Origin of the sequence: uncultured Tenacibaculum sp., from assembly GCF_947502995.1 — a bacterium.
Lineage (GTDB): Bacteria > Bacteroidota > Bacteroidia > Flavobacteriales > Flavobacteriaceae > Polaribacter.
Genome location: NZ_CANNBW010000004.1, coordinates 151882 through 168473, shown reverse-complemented (window position 1 = coordinate 168473; position 16592 = coordinate 151882). Strand labels below are relative to the sequence as shown.

Here is a 16592-nt window from a genome sequence, read left to right as displayed (position 1 = left end):
CAATATTGAGTCTTTTTTATTTTACAATTAGTTTATATCCAACTCCATGAACATTGGTAATTTTTATAGTTTCATCTTCAGCTAATTTCTTACGCAATTTAGAAATGTAAGTATCTAAACTTCTACTAACCACTACTCCATTATCTTCCCAAACTTTCTTTGTAAGTTCCTCACGTTTTACAGTTTGATTTAAATTTTCTACAAGAATCAATAATAAATCACATTCTTTTTTAGATAAGTTCATTTCATTAGAATTTCTAATAAGAATATTCCTATCTGGCAAAAAAGAATAATTACCTATAATTAGTTTCACTTCTTGTTCAACTACTGTATTTTTATTTCTTTGCTGTTTCTTTTTAAATAGTAATAAGAAAATAATAATTACTACAATTAATAAAACTACTATGAAATAATTATTCTTATAATTAGTTGAACTTGTTATTAAGTCTCCTGTGAAGTTTATTCTAATTGTATAACAACTTTTAGCTAAAATTCTATTAGCACAAGGAATAATACCTTCTTGTATTTCTTGTTGCATTAAATAACTATAAGCAACTTCATTATCAATACACTGAAATACTTGTACAATATAAGCTTCTGGTAATTTTGCCTTTTTAAAATTCGTTTCAATAAGATTTACCAATTTTCCAGGTTCGATTTCTATAGTATTGGGAAATGATAATTCATAAGTTTTGTCATCAATTTTTTTCACTGGTAAAACAGGAGATGTTAAATCCTTATTTGCAGTAAGTATTTCGTGACCAACTTGTCTTAATGAAACTTTTACTATTTCTGAAAAATAAGATTCTGAAGAAGAATTACAAGAAATTAAAAATAGTAAGACAATTGTCTGTATTAATCTTGAAAAAAGTTTTTTACAAATCATTGCAACAAATAACATATAATTTTACCATAATTTATAGCTTTTGACACTTCTTTTACACTCTTTTGACACTTTTTGGAAAAGCATATTCTAACTTTGAGATATCAAAAATGAAATAAAATTTCGCGATATTTTTTCATAAATTACTAATTATTAAATCAATAAAAAAATGATTAAATATATAATCTTAGGTTTTACTTTACTTTTTACAATTTCATGTAAAAAAGAAAATAATGCAGAAATGAAAGGAGAAAAATCAGTAGCTAAAAACGTAAAAACAGATAATTGCACAAGTCCCTATTACAATAATAGTTTTGTTTACGATGTTTCAAAAAATATCAATCCGTATGAATTAACTATGAAAACTTTTCAAATTGATAAGAATAAACATAGTTTTGAAATAGACATAAAATTGAATCAAGGAGCATTTTTTGTATCTCCAAAATCTAAAGGAGATTTTAAAGGAAAATTTAGAGTAGAAATTAGAGATAATAAACATATCGCTATAGAAAAAGGTATTACTGAAAATCCATTATCTAAAGAAGTTTTCGACTCACATCCATATGTAAATGGTTATGTTAATTGGGTAAAAGAAAACACTACTTATCGTAAAAATTATAAAATAAAAACACCTAAAGAAAATTTTACTGTAACAGGAGTAATAAAATTTGTTATTGAACCTCGTTGTACTTTAGAAGAAATTCCTTTTATTATAGTTCATGAGCATGGTGAATTAAGGGTTCGTAGAGATGGTTGTTAGTGGTCAATGATCAGTTATCAGTTATCAGTTATCAGTTATCAGTTATCAGTTATCAGTTATCAGTTAATAATATATTATTCATTGTTAATTGATAATTGTTCTCTAACGTTTTTTTGATAATTTTACAATCTTATGCATTCAAGAAACTTACATAAAGATTCTGCTTACGATTTTGAAAAATTATCTGATGCAAATCCTGATTTAAAAGCTTTTACTTTTAAAAATGAATATCATACTACTACCATAGATTTTGGAAATCCAAAAGCTGTGGTAGCTTTAAATAAAGCAATTTTAATTGCGAATTATAACATATTGAATTGGGAATTACCCGCAGGATATTTATGTCCGCCAATTCCAAGTAGAGTTGATTATATTCATCATATAGCTGATATTCTTCCTGAAAAAAAAGAAGTTAGAGGCTTAGATATTGGTGTTGGCGCAAATGCAATTTACTGCATTTTAGGAAGCCAAGTTTATAATTGGAAAATGGTAGGATCTGATATTAACGCTGAAAGTATTAAAATTGCTCAAGAAAATATTGATTTTACACCCCAATTAAAGAAAAATGTAAGTTTAATTCATCAAAGTAATAATGCAAACATCTTTGATGGCATTATAAAAACTGACGATTATTTCGATTTCTCAGTTTGTAATCCTCCTTTTCATAGTTCAGAAAATGAAGCAAAAAAAGGAACATTACGTAAACTAAATAATTTAAATAAAAAAGAATTTGAACTTAATTTTGGTGGCCAGGCCAACGAATTGTGGTGTAACGGTGGTGAAGCTTTGTTCTTAAAAAGAATGATTAAACAAAGTGTTTTATTTAAAAATCAAGTAGGTTTTTTTACAAGTTTAATAGCTAAAAAAGAAAATTTACCCAAACTAGAAAAACAACTTTTAAAATTAAAAGCACAGTACAAAATTATTCCAATGCAACATGGAAATAAAATGACAAGAATTTTAGTTTGGTCTTTTACCAAAGATTTATAAGTTACAACTATTCTGTAATTACACCAGAATATTGAATTGGAAACCTGTGAGTTGAATTAATATCCATTCTGGTTTTTAAATTCTTATAAATCACTAGAGTTACATCATAACTTTCTGTATTTGAGTTTTTATCTCTAACTGTAAATTTAATTTGATGATTATCTCTTTTAGTCTTAGAGGTTTTGTAGTTTGTTATTTTAGCGTCAAATTCAATTCCAATATTTGTACTGCTATAATTTCCAGCAAACTGACGTTCGCCATAGTAAGGTAAATTACCTTTAGTTAAAGAATCTTTATTAAAATTAAAAACACTTCCATGCCCAGTAATATCTATCATATTTATAGTGTTTCCGTTCGGCAATAGCACGTTAGCTGGTAAAGAATTTAAGGCTGCTGTAACTCTTGGATAAGCTCTTCTGGAATTGATACTAAATGGTTTTCCTTCTACTATTTCATTAAACTTTTTCAACTGAACAGCAGTGTAGTTTTCTTTGGTAGAAGCACAACTAGTTATTAAAACTATAACCAACAAAAAATATAATACTCTTTTCATAATAAATGCTTTTTTATAAAATTACAAAAAAAAGTTTATAAATACCTGACAATAATACGTTAAAAATCAATCAATAGAGTTAAAAACAAAAAAGAGAGACTTTTTTGTCTCTCTTTAATCAATCTTAACTAATCTCTATTTATGGCATCCAGAATGAAGAAATTTTATCATTCCAAGATACTCTCCAAAACCATGTTCCAGATAAAGTATGATGCCTTAAATTACTTTCACCATAAAACTGAGAAGTATGGTATTTATTAAATGTTAATCTTTTACCAGTATAACAACTGTGTTCGTAAAAACTAATCTGTTGAAATTCATTAGATCTCATATAAAAAGAACTAATTCTGTCGTTGTTATGAGCCAAATATTGTTTCCCATAAGTTCTTTTATTTAAACCTCTAATATCTGTTAATTCAGTTACGTAATTAATGTCTTCAAAAAAGCGGATTTCATCATTTCCAGGTAAATCAATATCAAAACAATTATTTCTCGAAGCTAATTTCCCTTTAATCTGTTCTTTAATTGGTTCTGCAACTTGTTCTTCCTTTGTATATTGATCTATTTCATTCACAGTATCGAAGATTTTCATTGAAATTTCTTTATAATTTCCTTCTTGTTTCACAGCTAAAACTAAAGTTCCTTGAGGACCTTTTTTGTCTTTACCAAATATTTCTTTAGCGATAGCATCATCTCCATAAGCATCGATTAACTCTTGTGTTTCATTATTGAATACATAGGTTACTTGAAATTTTTTACCGTAATAATCATATTTGTGATTGATGTTTATAATTTCACTTGGAAATTCTTTTTGAACAATTCCTTCTTGTGCTTTTAATACAGTATCTGTTTCTATAATTTCTTCATCATTTTGACATCCGATAATTAAAATACTTAATGCAATTACTATGTAGTTATAAAATACTTTCATTCTTTAAATTTTGTGTTTTGTTCTTTTTAGTTAGATCGTTATCGAATAGCTATTGTTTGATCACGAAGCAAAACTATAATCAGTAAGAAAATATCTTATAAGGGATTTTCCCTTTTTTAGCTCAGGAAAAAAAGGAAATAACTCAGTTGTTATACTAGAAATTTAAAAATTGAAAACTTGATATTATACCAAAAAAAAGGATCATGAGATTTTCATGACCCTTTTTAAAGTATAGTTGATTTTTAGTTTATTTCGTCTTTTCTAAAACTAAATATTGCCAAGGTTGTAATTCGACCTCAGTTGTTCCCTTAAATTCTTTGTTCGTAAAGTAATCTTTTTGAGTGGCTTTTGAAGTTAAAGTAACTTTTTGACTTTCTTTAGATAAGTTAGCAACAAATGTTAATTCGTCTCCTTCTTTTGCTCTTGAAAAAGCTAATACGTGATCATTTTTAAGATCTATTTTAGTATAATTTGCTTTTTCTTTTCCTCCATGCATCGCTTTATTAGCTTTCTTTAAGTTAGCTAATTGTTCTAATAAAGTCCATTCTGTACCTTTAGTTTTTGGAATAGAATCTTTTTCAAAAAACTTTAATCTATGACTTAAACCATATTCTTGTCCTGAATAAATTAAAGGCATTCCTGGTGTTACATAATTTAGTACAGTAAAAGCATTAGCACCTTCTCCCATTCTTTCTTTAATAGTTCCATTCCAAGAGTTTTCATCGTGATTTGTAACAAAATTCATAATGATGTCATCAGCTGCGTAACGCTTAACATCTTTATCAAAAGTAGCATACCAATCGTTTACTTTTTTCTCACCTTTAGCGACGTGGTTCATTGCATGATGACGATCCCAACCGTACCCCATATCAAATAAACCATCTTTTAATAATTCTGGTTCCCAAGCTTCTGCTAGCATAAAAATGTCTTTTTTAGCTCTTAATTGTGGAATAGCTTCTTGCCAAAAAGCTGTAGGAACTTGTCCAGCTACATCACAACGGAAACCATCAACATTTTCGTTAACAATCCAGTGGCTCATATCTGCGATCATTTGTTTACGTAAATCTGGATTTTCATAGTTTAAATCAGCAACATCAGTCCAGTCAGTTCCTTCAGGATGAACAACTTCTCCTTTGTCATTTTTTGTATAAAAATCTGGATTAGTTGTTAACCAAGTATGATCCCAACCTGTGTGATTAGGAACCCAATCTAAAATCACATAAATACCGTTATCATGAGCAGTTTTCACTAACTTTCTAAAATCTTCAATAGTTCCGAATTCAGGGTTAATTTTTTTGAAATCAGACACAGCATAATAACTTCCTAAGTATTTTTTTCTTTCAGCTTCAGGAAATTCAGAAGCAAATTTACTATCCTTTCCTCCTGTAGCTTTACGTTTCGTTTCAGAAATTGGAAATACTGGCATTAACCAAATAATTTTTACTCCTAATTTCTTTAACTCAGGAATATCTTTTGTAAAAGCATCGAAACTACCTTCTGGTGAATATTGACGAATATTAGCTTCATAAATTACAGCAGTTTCTAAAACTTCTTTAGAAATTGGTTTTAACTTTTCAGTAATTATTTTTTCTTCATTATTTGCTAACTTTTCTTCTTTTTTAACTTCTTGTTTACAAGAAAGAAGTAATAGCCCTATAGATAGTATACTTAGTATTTTTTTCATGGTTAAATCTTTTCTAATAAAATTGTTTTTAATGGTGAGTTTAGTGTTACTTTTCCTTCGCTAACTGTTACTTTCTGACCAGAATAAGCGTCTTTTAACTCGTCTCCATTTTCGAAAACTGATGTTACATCAATTACTTTATCACCTTGGTTTAAATCAACTCCAATTACAACTTTGTCTGTAAATGTATCTTTACTATAATTTCTAGAAAAAACATACGGTGACTCGGTTATTACAGAATGAGTTCCTGCTCCAACAGCTGGATGATTTTTTCTGAACTGACCTAATTTTTGCCAATGTGCTAAAACTTCTTGTGTTTTTTTATCATTTTGAATGGCATCCCAATTCATAAAAGAACGTAAAGTAGCGTCACCTTCAGTTCCATCAATAATTAAAGATCTAGCAGATTCATCTCCATAATACACTTGAGATGTTCCTAAACCTAACAATAAACGATTTGCTGTTTCAAAAGTTTTTTCTCGAGTAGGATCATAAGGCATTCCATCATCATGAGAACTCATGTAATTTAATACTCCATATCCTTTTAAATCATTACTTAAAGCTTGACTATATTTTTCATTAAAATCTTTAAACGATAGTTGTTTAGCATTCCATTTAAATTCAAAATTGATTAAACTATTAAATGCTTTATCGAAATAATTCACTTCTTTGTCTCCAAAATTGAATTGTTTTCCGTTTGAAATACTGTAATTATACACTTCTCCTACTAAATAAAATCCATTGTCATCTAACACTTTAGATGGATTATTCTTTTTCCATTCTGCAAATGTATAATCACACTCTTTTCTAAATTCTTGCCAAACATTCTCTTCTGTATGTTTAACAGTATCAACTCTATAGCCGTCAATTCCATACTCTGTAATATAATCAGTTAGCCATTTCATGATATAAAAACGAGGTGCTCTTGGATATCCTGTTCTTGTAAAGAATTCATCTAATTCTTTTACTTCTTGTTCGTAACGTCCTTCTTTCTTCCACTTTTCAACTAATTGGGGTGGTAAGGCAACTTCTTCGTTACTTTCTGTTTTAATATCTGGTAAGTTTTTTACTAAAGTACAAGTGATTGTATTTTCATAATTATCATATTTACACTGTGGATCTGTACGAACCCATTCTTCTGGCCAAACAGGATCTTTATCTGTTACTGGACCAGTATGATTAATTACTGCATCTAATAAAATTCTCATACCATGTTTATGTGCTGTTTCAACTAATTCTTTTAAATCATTATCAGTTCCATAATTAGGATCAATTTTAGTCCAATCTTTAGTCCAATACCCATGAAAACCATAGGTAATTCCTGTTCCTTCATCAGTTCCTCCATGAATTTGTTCTACAACAGGAGTCATCCAAATCGCATTTATTCCTAATTTATCGAAATAACCTTCAGAGATTTTTTGAGTAATTCCTTTTAAATCTCCGCCTTTAAATCCACGAAGTTTTGCCGTTTTCTTAGAACGATCGAAGTTGATATCGTTTGAAGTGTCACCGTTATTAAAACGATCTGTGAGTAAAAAATATAAATTCGCTCCGTTCCAAACAAAAGGAGTTTCTTTTTTTTCAGCTATTGGTTTTTCTTCTGCTTTATTTTGCTCTTTACAACTAACAATGATTAAAGCAAAAAGCATTATTAAATATAGTTTCTTCATTACTATAATTTTATAGTGATTTTATTTGATTTTGAAGTGTCCCATTGTACAGGAATTACTAATTGGTTTTTAGTAGAATCCCAAGTAAACTCGACCTTATTGTTGTTTGTTTTTACCTTTTTAGGTTTTGATTTAATATTATGAACTATTAAATTGATTTGTTTTTTACTTTTCTTGAAATTTTCTCCAATTTGTGCTTTTAATTGGATTGAAATTGATTTCTCTTTAGCTTTTGATGAAAACTTTAAAATTTCATACTGCTTTTTTTCAAAAGCATTCGCAGTAATTCCATCATCATTGTACAATTCTCTACTTGATTTTGTCACTGTAGCATGATGATAATAATGTAAATCAAATGCATGTAAAGAATACTCTTTAGTTGTTTGCACTATACTTGTTAAAGGAATGAAACTTCCTGCTTTTACATAGGTAGGAATGTTTTCTTCTGTAGTTTTAACACTCTTTGACTTTCCTCCTTCTTCAAGTTCATCAGAATAAAAATTAAACCAATAATGATTTTTAGGAAAGTAAACTCTTTGCTCGGTTTGTTTAGCTTTTAAAATCGGACTAATTAAAAAATCGTTACCCCATAAATATGAAGTTGAATTTGTAAAAAGTGATGTAGTATTATCTTCAAAAAACAAAGGACGCATTAACGGTTTTCCTTTCTGATTGTTTTCAAAAACTAAGTTATAATTATAGGTTAATAATTGATAACGTAATTCAATTGCTTTTTTAGCCAGTGCTTTAGCTTTATCTGCTCTAAAAACAGGTTCACTAGAAACTTCTTCTTGTGCATGAGGTCTGAAAATAGGTTGAAAGACACCATATTGTAACCAACGTACATATAATTCGTCATCTAAATTAGCACCTGCAAATCCGCCTAAATCAGAATGCATATAACCTAATCCTTGCATTCCCATTTGTAAAGCAATTTCTGGTTGACTTTGTAAACCACCCCAAGTTCTGTTAACATCACCAGACCAAGGAATTAATCCAAATCGTTGTGAGCCAGAATATCCTGCTCGCATTAAAATAAACGGACGTTCGTTAGGATAGTTTGCTTTGTAACCGTCATAAATTAATTTAGCCCAATCGTGACCGTAAATATTATGAACTTCATCAGCAGTTCCTGTTGTGTGTAGTAATTTAGAAGGATGAACTTCTGGTTCTCCTAAATCTCCCCAGAAACCTTCAACTCCCATATCTTTTAAGCCTTTATAAATATTCCAAAACCATTTGTTGCCTTCAGGATTATAAATATCAATTAAGCCTGTATTTCCAAAATAGAAATCGTAGGTAAAAGGATTTCCAGCTTCATCTTTACCTAAAATTCCTTTAGATTTAGCTTCATCCCATTTTTTAGATGTAGTTAAAATAAACGGTTCAGTAATTAAAACAGTTTTTACACCTTCTTTCTTGAAATCACTGACCATTTTCTTCATATTAGGAAAAGAATCTTTAAAGATTTCTAAATTTCCCATAGTACCTTTTATATCTTTTCCGAACCAATATAAATCTAGAATAACAGCATCTACTGGAATCTTCTCATTTTTAAAAGCTTGTATTGTATTTCTAGTTTCTTTTTCTGAATGATACCCAAATCTACTAGAAAAATTCCCTAAACTCCAACGTGGAATCATTGGTTGCTTCCCCGTTAAATCTGTATAAGTGTCTAATAAATCATACCAAGTATCACCAACGATAATCTGATATGTTTTTCTACCAGAAATCGTTTCATAGGTCAACGAATTATTCTTTTCACTATCTAAATCTAAATATCCAATTGGAGCATTATCGAAGTGAATCATATATTTCTTTGAAGAAACTATCACTGGCATGGTAAAATTCATTAGCTCTGATCGAGTTTCGTAACCATAATGAGCCCTGTTGTATAATTGCAATTTATTTCCTCTTCTGTTCATTCCTAATGCTCTAGCACCTGTTCCGTATAAAACTTCTTCTGAAGTTAAATTCAGTTCTATAGCATCGTTATTTTCTTTTTTATGAAAACCTTTTTTTTCTGAAGTTATTAAGTTTCCGTTGTAGTAATATTTTATCTGAAAAGGAGATTTAATAATTTCTACAGTAGTTGTTTTCGTTTTAAAAATAACTTTTTCACCAGAATCATTTAAATAGATATCCACATTATCAGGTTGTTTGATTACAGCATGAGATGTTGTAGAAAAAGTCTCTTCTTTTGGAATAAAATTAGTTTCTATTATTTGATTAGAATAAAAACGAATTTTGTAGGTACCATCATTAACTTTAACAGTTAAAATATCACCATTCTGTACAGAAGCTTCTTTAAAAATTCTGCTACTATTTTGCGCGTATACAAACGTTTGTATACAAAATAAAATGAAGAAAAGTTTTTTCATTATTTCTTTAATAAAAATAAAAGAGGAGTATCTAATCGTTTAGCCCAAGATATTTCTGAATGATCTGTTCCTTCAAAAAATAAATTCTTAGCATTAACTGTATATCCTTTCTGCTTTAAAATTTCGTCTACTTTAGGAGCATATTGAGGATAATGCTGATCTAAAGTTTTATTTCCGTAATCGAAGTAAATTTTATGTGTTCCAGAACCTGGTAAATTCTGAGTCATATATTTAAATATTGCATCTGGAAAAGGATTTTCATCCATTGGCATTGCGCCTACCCAATGTGTAGACAAACAAGCTGCTCCTCCAAATACTTTTGGATATTCACTGACTGCATACATAGACATTAATCCCCCCATACTTGAACCCATAACAAACGTATGATCTTTATCTGTATAAACAGAATAATTACTATCAATAAAAGGTTTTAATTCTTTTACTATGAAATTTAAATAATTATCACCATTTAAAGTAAAATCACTTGATCCGGAGATACTTTTTAATAGTTTTTTAGATTCTTCATCTATAAAATTATAAGCTTTTTGAGGAAATAAATCTTGCCATCGAATCTTTGGAATATTATGTATTCCTACAACAATAAAGTCTTTAATTTTTTCTTCTTTAGCTAATTTTGATGACCATTCATCAACTTTCCATTCTTGTTTATTCCAAGTTTGAGTACTATCAAAAAGCATTTGACCATCGTGCATGTACAAAACATTATACTTCTTTTTATTAGAATAATCTTTTGGTAACCAAACATCGACGGGTCTTTCTTTAATAAATTTAGAAGAAAAATGTTCTAAACGTTCTAAAGTCCCTTCAAATAAAGTAATAATTGTTTGTTTGTTAATTACAAAATTCTCATTCTTTTGAGCATTACTTTTAACTTGAGTATTACAACTCAACACTATAAACAAAACTATAAGGTGTAGAACATTTTTCATACTTAAATTTAACGAACTTAATTATTATACTGTTACTAAACTGTTAGGTTTTACCAGTATTTTATTATTATTTACCAGAAGTTCTAATTCTTTATTTCCTTCTAGTTCGAATTCTGTTCCTTTCTTAGAAACATTTACTTTTAATATTTGATTTCTGAAATTTATCTTAAAAGAAAATGCATCCCATTGTTTAGGAATTTGTGGCGTAAAACTTAATAATCCGTCTTTAATACGCATTCCACCAAAACCTTCAACAATACTCATCCATGTACCTGCCATAGAAGTGATATGTAAGCCTTCTTCTACTTCTTTATTATAATCATCTAAATCTAAACGAGAAGTTCTTAAATAAAATGTGTAGGCTTGATCCATTCTTCCTAGTTTAGCAGCCTGAATACTATGAACACAAGGAGAAAGAGAACTTTCATGAACTGTAAAAGGTTCATAAAAATCGAAATGTCTTTCTAATTCTTCTGTTGTAAAATGATCTTCAAAGAAATAAAATCCTTGTAACGTATCTGCTTGCTTGATGTAAGGTGAACGTAAAATACGATCCCAACTCCACTTTTGATTAATTGGGCGTTGTGATTGATCTAGATCTGCAACGGTAATTAACTCTTTGTCTAAAAATCCATCTTGTTGTAAGTAAACTTGATGCTTTTCAGAATATGGGAAATACATATTGTCTGCAACTTTCTTCCAATCGGCTAACTCTTCAGTTGTAATGTTTGTTTTAGCTGCAATTCTATCATAATCAGCAGAAAAATCAGATTTAACAATCTCTATATTTTCCAAAGCATAATCAATACACCATTTTGCAATGTAGTTTGTGTACCAATTATTGTTGATATTGTTCTCATACTCGTTAGGACCAGTTACACCTAACATTACATATTTTTGTTTATCCTCTGAAAAGTTAACTCTTTGGTGCCAAAAACGTGCAATTCCAATAAGAACTTCTAGTCCCATTTCTGGAATATAACTGTAATCATTTGTGTACCTATGATAATTGAAAATAGCAAAAGATATTGCTCCATTTCTATGAATTTCTTCGAAAGTAATTTCCCATTCATTATGGCATTCTTCACCATTCATAGTTACCATAGGATATAAAGCTGCTCCGTTTTTAAAACCTAAGTTTTTCTCAGCATTTTCAATAGCTTTATCTAACTGATGATATCGATACGTTAGTAAACTCTTGGCAACTTCTTGATTTTTAGTAGCCATATAAAATGGTAAACAATATGCTTCAGTATCCCAATATGTACTACCTCCATATTTTTCACCTGTAAATCCTTTCGGACCAATATTTAATCGAGCATCTTTACCTAAATATGTGTGATTTAATTGCATGATATTAAATCGAATACCTTGTTGAGCTTTTACATCTCCTTCGATAGTAATATCTGCCATTTCCCAAATATTAGCCCAAGCTTCTTTTTGCTGAGATAATAATGTTGAAAATCCTAAATCTGTTGCTAATTTTAAGGTGTTTTTAGCAGCTGTAATCAATTGATTTTTATCGTGGTTTCGATCTACTACATAACCTCCAAACTTATGAATACTAGCAGTTTCATTTGTTTTTACTTGAGTTATATATTTGAAAGAAACTTTAGTTGCTGATTTTTCAACTTCTGGATTTAGCTCTTGCTTTTTAGTATTTACAAAAACTTCAGATTGCATAAAAGTACAAGTATGAAAATTAGTTTTCATTGTATGTGCTTCTATAAATGCTTGATCATTTTCTGTTGAAACATTAATTGTATTCCAAAATTGATCATCCCAGTTACTATCTTCATTTTGAATACCACTATCTAAATAAGGCTCAAAAATAACTGTAGCATCAGCAGAAATAGGTGTTACATTATATGAAATTGCCCCTACTTCATCTAAATCAATACTCAAGAAACGTTTTGTTTCTACTTTTACTTCAAGTCCGTTGATTAATGTAGCATTGAAACTACGTGACAACCAACCTTCTTTCATATTTAATTCTCTTCTAAAATTAGATATTTTCTTACATGTATTTATATCAAGTTCTTCTCCATTGATACATACATTAATTCCTATCCAATTTGGTGCATTTAAAACTTTAGCAAAATACTCTGGATATCCATTTTTCCACCATCCTACTCTAGTTTTATCAGGATAATAAACTCCGGCGATATAACTACCTTGAAAAGTTTCACCTGTATATTTTTCTTCAAAATTAGCGCGTTGCCCCATGGCTCCATTACCGATACTGAATAAACTTTCAGATGATTTTACTCTATCTTCATTAAATCCTTCTTCAATAATAGACCATTCGTTCGGTATGATATAATCTTGATTCATTTCTAGTTTTTAATTATTGTACGGGGGTTAGTGTTTGTTTATAAGTTGAGATATAAATTCTTCTGATATCTCAGAAAAATCTTTGAATACATAATCTGCCTCAGACAATACGTCTTTTTCACCGATACCTATAGATATCATATTAGCAGCATTTGCAGCTTGAATACCAGCAATAGAATCTTCAAAAACGATACATTTTTCTGGAGCTATTTCTAAATTTTCTGCGGCTATAATAAAAACTTCGGGGTCTGGTTTTGCTTTAGAAACATTTGTTCCATCTACTATAGAGTCAAATTTGTCAAATAGTTCAACTTTCTTTAAAATCGTTCTTGCATTTTTACTAGCAGAACCTAAAGCTAATCCTTGATTTTCTACTTTTAAAAGATTTAAAACTTTTGGAACATCGACTAAAATTTCATCTTCAGTCATTGTTTCTATATAAGACAAATAATCAGTATTTTTCTTGTCCATTAATTGAAGAAACTCTTCTTCAGATATAGAAACTCCTCCCCAATGTAAAATCTTTTCAAGTGATTTTACTCTACTTACTCCTTTTAATTGCTCGTTTTGATCTTCTGTAAAATCGATACCTAAATCGTTAGCTAATTTTTTCCAAGCTAAAAAATGATATTTAGCGGTGTCTACAATAACACCGTCTAAATCAAATATGAATCCTTTTTTATTCATAATTATAGATGAGAAACATCTGTTTTATCGTTAATTTTAAATGATAGAAATCCTGCTATAATGAATGCTATACCGCTTACAACTAAAGCAAATACAGCTTGGTTTCCGTAAGCATATTTTACTAATGGACCTCCTATTATTCCATTAATAATTTGAGGAATTACGATGAAGAAATTAAAAATCCCCATATAAACTCCCATTTTCTTTGGTGAAATAGAACCAGACAACATTGCATAAGGCATAGATAAAATACTTGCCCAAGCTATACCTATTAATACCATAGGTAATATTAGAGAATTAGGACTTGGCATGAAATAAATTAATATGAGTCCAATACCTCCAATAAAAAGAGAATAGGCATGAGTTTTCTTTCTACTTATTTTTTTTGCAATTGTTGGTAATAAAAAGGCAAAAATTGCAGAAACTCCATTGTAAATTCCGAATAAAATTCCAATCCAATTTCCTGCTTCTTGATAAGTTTCACTACTTGAATCATCATAAGGTAACCCATATATATGTTGTGCGATTGCTGGAACAGAGAAAACCCACATTCCAAATAAACCAAACCAAGAAAAGAACTGAACCCAGCTTAATTGACGCATAGTTTCAGGCATTTTTCTGAAATCTTCGAAAATATCAGTCAATTTAGCTTGATGAACTTCATCTGATGAAGATGGTTCACTAGATTCAAATTGAGCTAATTCTTCTGGAGAATATTCTTTTGTAGTAAATAGAGTAACCAAAATAGATCCTATTAAAACTACTGCTCCAATAATAAATGACCATAATAAATTTCCTGGTACAGCACCTTCTTCAGCAGTTTTTGGTACACCAAACCATTCGGTTAAAACCCAAGGCAGCCATGATCCAACTACAGCTCCAATACCAATAAGTGCAGTCTGAATACTAAATCCTTGTGTAGCTTGTTCATCAGAAAGATTATCAGCAACTAAAGCTCTAAATGGTTCCATTGCTATATTGAAAGATGCATCCATGATCATTAGCATACCTGCTCCGACCCAAAGTGCCGGAAGTATTGCAATCATGAAATTAGCTTGTGGAATAAGAATCATTCCTACAGAAGCCAAAATAGCACCTAATAAAAAGAAAGGTTTTCTTCGACCAAATCTAGTCCAAGTATTGTCACTATAATGTCCAATTATTGGTTGAACAAGTAATCCCATAAATGGCGCTATCAGCCAAAACCAAGAAAGTTCGTGGACATCAGCTCCAAAAATCTGTAAAATTCTACTTGCATTTGCATTTTGAAGGGCAAAACCCATTTGAATTCCAAGAAAACCGAAACTCATGTTCCAGATTTCTAGAAAACTTAATTTACGCTTTTTCATTATCGTAAAGTATTGTTAGTTATATACTACGATAAGCGCTAGACTTATCATTCTTTTTTTGCGGAAGTAAGATTATTGATAAGTCTTAATATGCGGTAAATATATAAATTTTATTTACACAGAAAAGAAATAAATCAAGTTTTACTCGATTCTCTTAACTTTAAGTTACTAGATATCACCTTCGTTTGAGGAAATCTAGCATTATCTTTATTTTCTATTCTATCTATTAATAATTCAGCCGCTTGCTCTCCCATAGTATATCCGTGCTGTACAACTGTAGTTATCGAAGGAGATGAATATTTAGATATTAAACCGTCTGTAAAACCAATGACCGACAAGTCATTTGGTATATATAATTTCTTTTCTTTTGCAATTTTAATTGCAGTAGCAGCATAAATTTCATTTACAGCAAAAACAGCATCTAACTCTTGATTAAAAAGTACTTTAATCTGCTCATATATATCTTGCTCTTCATCTACATTTATAATTAAATCTTTATTCACTGATATCCCTTGTTCTTTTAAAGCTCTTTCGTAACCTTGATAACGATCTAAACCAACTGTAACGTGTTCAGGAGTTGTTACAATTCCAATTTTTCTACAACCAATATCAGTTAAATATTTTGTTGCTTTATAACCTGCTCCAACATCATCAACAATCACTTTATCACACTCAATAGAATCGTGAACTCTATCAAATAAAACAATTGGCATTTCATTTTCTATTAAACGATAAAAATGATCTAAAGCTTTATTTCTTAATGTTTCTTTAGCTATGGAAACAATTAATCCATCTACACTTCCGTTGGTTAATACATTTATAGTTTCGATCTCTTTTTCTTGATTTTCATTAGAGAAACAAACCATAATATTATACCCTCTCTCGTTAGCTACCTTTTCAATTCCGCTAATAACAGTAGAGAAAAAATGGTGAACAATTTTAGGTAAAACAATACCAATTACTTTGGTCTTTTGATTTCGTAATTGTAGGGCTAAATTATTTGGTCGGTAATTATAATAGTTCGCATATGCTTTAATTCTATCTTTTGTTTCTTGACTAATCTCATGACTATCTCTTAAAGCTTTTGAAACAGTAGAAGTTGAAACACCTAATTCTTTAGCAATTATCTTAATGGTAATTTTTGGCTTCATATTTTGAATATATAATGATACGTATAGGGGTTTATTATTAAAATGATTTTTAGTTGTTTTAATTACAATTTTATTTGTAATTTTTTACAAAACTCATAAAAAAATTGAGTTATATTATTAATGTGTTAAGTTAAAGTTAAAAAGTTATCAACACGAAAACGGTTTCGTAGGAATAATCATTAACAGAGCGTTGTTTTAATACCTATATTCACAACGCGGAACAAAGATTATTGATAACAAACTAATTCAAATTTACGTATTTACTTAAG

Annotated in this window: 13 protein-coding genes; 2 read left to right on the top strand and 11 right to left on the bottom strand. The window is 29.4% G+C overall.

Annotation, left to right across the window (positions count from 1 at the left end):
- Positions 1 to 16 precede the first annotated feature (16 nt).
- The gene (locus Q1A46_RS04735; RefSeq protein WP_299674610.1) at positions 17 to 901 is read right to left on the bottom strand and encodes a winged helix-turn-helix domain-containing protein; all 885 of its coding nucleotides are present in this window, start codon (positions 899 to 901) and stop codon (positions 17 to 19) included.
- Positions 902 to 1052: 151 nt separating this feature from the next.
- Between Q1A46_RS04735 and Q1A46_RS04730 the strand changes: the two genes are divergently transcribed.
- Together Q1A46_RS04730 and rlmF are read left to right on the top strand one after the other, a co-directional pair.
- The gene (locus Q1A46_RS04730; protein WP_299674607.1) at positions 1053 to 1643 is read left to right on the top strand and encodes a hypothetical protein; all 591 of its coding nucleotides are present in this window, start codon (positions 1053 to 1055) and stop codon (positions 1641 to 1643) included.
- A gap of 132 nt (positions 1644 to 1775) precedes the next feature.
- Positions 1776 to 2633, top strand: coding sequence for a 23S rRNA (adenine(1618)-N(6))-methyltransferase RlmF (gene rlmF, locus Q1A46_RS04725; RefSeq protein ID WP_299674604.1), 858 nt, complete (start codon positions 1776 to 1778; stop codon positions 2631 to 2633).
- A gap of 7 nt (positions 2634 to 2640) precedes the next feature.
- Here rlmF and Q1A46_RS04720 read toward each other — a convergent pair whose 3' ends face one another.
- The 10 genes from Q1A46_RS04720 to Q1A46_RS04675 all read right to left on the bottom strand — a co-directional run bounded on the left by Q1A46_RS04720 (position 2641) and on the right by Q1A46_RS04675 (position 16323).
- Positions 2641 to 3186 carry a DUF4251 domain-containing protein gene (locus Q1A46_RS04720; RefSeq protein ID WP_299674601.1) on the bottom strand — a complete coding sequence of 182 codons (546 nt, stop codon included), beginning with the start codon at positions 3184 to 3186 and terminating at the stop codon, positions 2641 to 2643.
- Positions 3187 to 3325: 139 nt separating this feature from the next.
- Positions 3326 to 4117: a hypothetical protein gene (locus Q1A46_RS04715; RefSeq protein WP_299674598.1), complete on the bottom strand. Its 792-nt coding sequence runs from the start codon at positions 4115 to 4117 to the stop codon at positions 3326 to 3328.
- Between the two features lie 247 nt (positions 4118 to 4364).
- Positions 4365 to 5801: an alpha-amylase family glycosyl hydrolase gene (locus Q1A46_RS04710; RefSeq protein WP_299674595.1), complete on the bottom strand. Its 1437-nt coding sequence runs from the start codon at positions 5799 to 5801 to the stop codon at positions 4365 to 4367.
- Positions 5802 to 5803: 2 nt separating this feature from the next.
- Entirely contained in the window at positions 5804 to 7471 is a 1668-nt protein-coding gene (locus Q1A46_RS04705) for an alpha-amylase family glycosyl hydrolase (protein ID WP_299674592.1), read from the bottom strand.
- A 2-nt stretch (positions 7472 to 7473) separates the two neighbouring features.
- The gene (locus Q1A46_RS04700; RefSeq protein WP_299674589.1) at positions 7474 to 9852 is read right to left on the bottom strand and encodes a TIM-barrel domain-containing protein; all 2379 of its coding nucleotides are present in this window, start codon (positions 9850 to 9852) and stop codon (positions 7474 to 7476) included.
- Positions 9852 to 10802, bottom strand: coding sequence for an alpha/beta hydrolase (locus tag Q1A46_RS04695; RefSeq protein ID WP_299674586.1), 951 nt, complete (start codon positions 10800 to 10802; stop codon positions 9852 to 9854). Before Q1A46_RS04695 ends, Q1A46_RS04700 begins: the two co-directional genes overlap by 1 nt.
- Positions 10803 to 10826: 24 nt before the next feature.
- Positions 10827 to 13136, bottom strand: coding sequence for a glycoside hydrolase family 65 protein (locus Q1A46_RS04690; protein WP_299674583.1), 2310 nt, complete (start codon positions 13134 to 13136; stop codon positions 10827 to 10829).
- A 27-nt stretch (positions 13137 to 13163) separates the two neighbouring features.
- On the bottom strand, positions 13164 to 13823 hold the full coding sequence (gene pgmB, locus Q1A46_RS04685; RefSeq protein ID WP_299674580.1) for a beta-phosphoglucomutase: 660 nt from the start codon (positions 13821 to 13823) through the stop codon (positions 13164 to 13166).
- 2 nt (positions 13824 to 13825) lie between these two features.
- On the bottom strand, positions 13826 to 15172 hold the full coding sequence (locus tag Q1A46_RS04680) for an MFS transporter (RefSeq protein ID WP_299674577.1): 1347 nt from the start codon (positions 15170 to 15172) through the stop codon (positions 13826 to 13828).
- 134 nt (positions 15173 to 15306) lie between these two features.
- A complete protein-coding gene (locus Q1A46_RS04675; RefSeq protein ID WP_299674574.1) occupies positions 15307 to 16323 on the bottom strand; it encodes a LacI family DNA-binding transcriptional regulator in 1017 nt (338 codons plus the stop codon).
- Between the last annotated feature and the right edge of the window lie 269 nt (positions 16324 to 16592).

Bases quoted from the DNA above. Each gene is read 5' to 3' on its own strand.
- Q1A46_RS04735 (WP_299674610.1), bottom strand. From the start codon at position 901: ATGTTATTTGTTGCAATGATTTGTAAAAAACTTTTTTCAAGATTAATA.
- Q1A46_RS04730 (WP_299674607.1), top strand. From the start codon at position 1,053: ATGATTAAATATATAATCTTAGGTTTTACTTTACTTTTTACAATTTCA.
- rlmF (WP_299674604.1), top strand. From the start codon at position 1,776: ATGCATTCAAGAAACTTACATAAAGATTCTGCTTACGATTTTGAAAAA.
- Q1A46_RS04720 (WP_299674601.1), bottom strand. From the start codon at position 3,186: ATGAAAAGAGTATTATATTTTTTGTTGGTTATAGTTTTAATAACTAGT.
- Q1A46_RS04715 (WP_299674598.1), bottom strand. From the start codon at position 4,117: ATGAAAGTATTTTATAACTACATAGTAATTGCATTAAGTATTTTAATT.
- Q1A46_RS04710 (WP_299674595.1), bottom strand. From the start codon at position 5,801: ATGAAAAAAATACTAAGTATACTATCTATAGGGCTATTACTTCTTTCT.
- Q1A46_RS04705 (WP_299674592.1), bottom strand. From the start codon at position 7,471: ATGAAGAAACTATATTTAATAATGCTTTTTGCTTTAATCATTGTTAGT.
- Q1A46_RS04700 (WP_299674589.1), bottom strand. From the start codon at position 9,852: ATGAAAAAACTTTTCTTCATTTTATTTTGTATACAAACGTTTGTATAC.
- Q1A46_RS04695 (WP_299674586.1), bottom strand. From the start codon at position 10,802: ATGAAAAATGTTCTACACCTTATAGTTTTGTTTATAGTGTTGAGTTGT.
- Q1A46_RS04690 (WP_299674583.1), bottom strand. From the start codon at position 13,136: ATGAATCAAGATTATATCATACCGAACGAATGGTCTATTATTGAAGAA.
- pgmB (WP_299674580.1), bottom strand. From the start codon at position 13,823: ATGAATAAAAAAGGATTCATATTTGATTTAGACGGTGTTATTGTAGAC.
- Q1A46_RS04680 (WP_299674577.1), bottom strand. From the start codon at position 15,172: ATGAAAAAGCGTAAATTAAGTTTTCTAGAAATCTGGAACATGAGTTTC.
- Q1A46_RS04675 (WP_299674574.1), bottom strand. From the start codon at position 16,323: ATGAAGCCAAAAATTACCATTAAGATAATTGCTAAAGAATTAGGTGTT.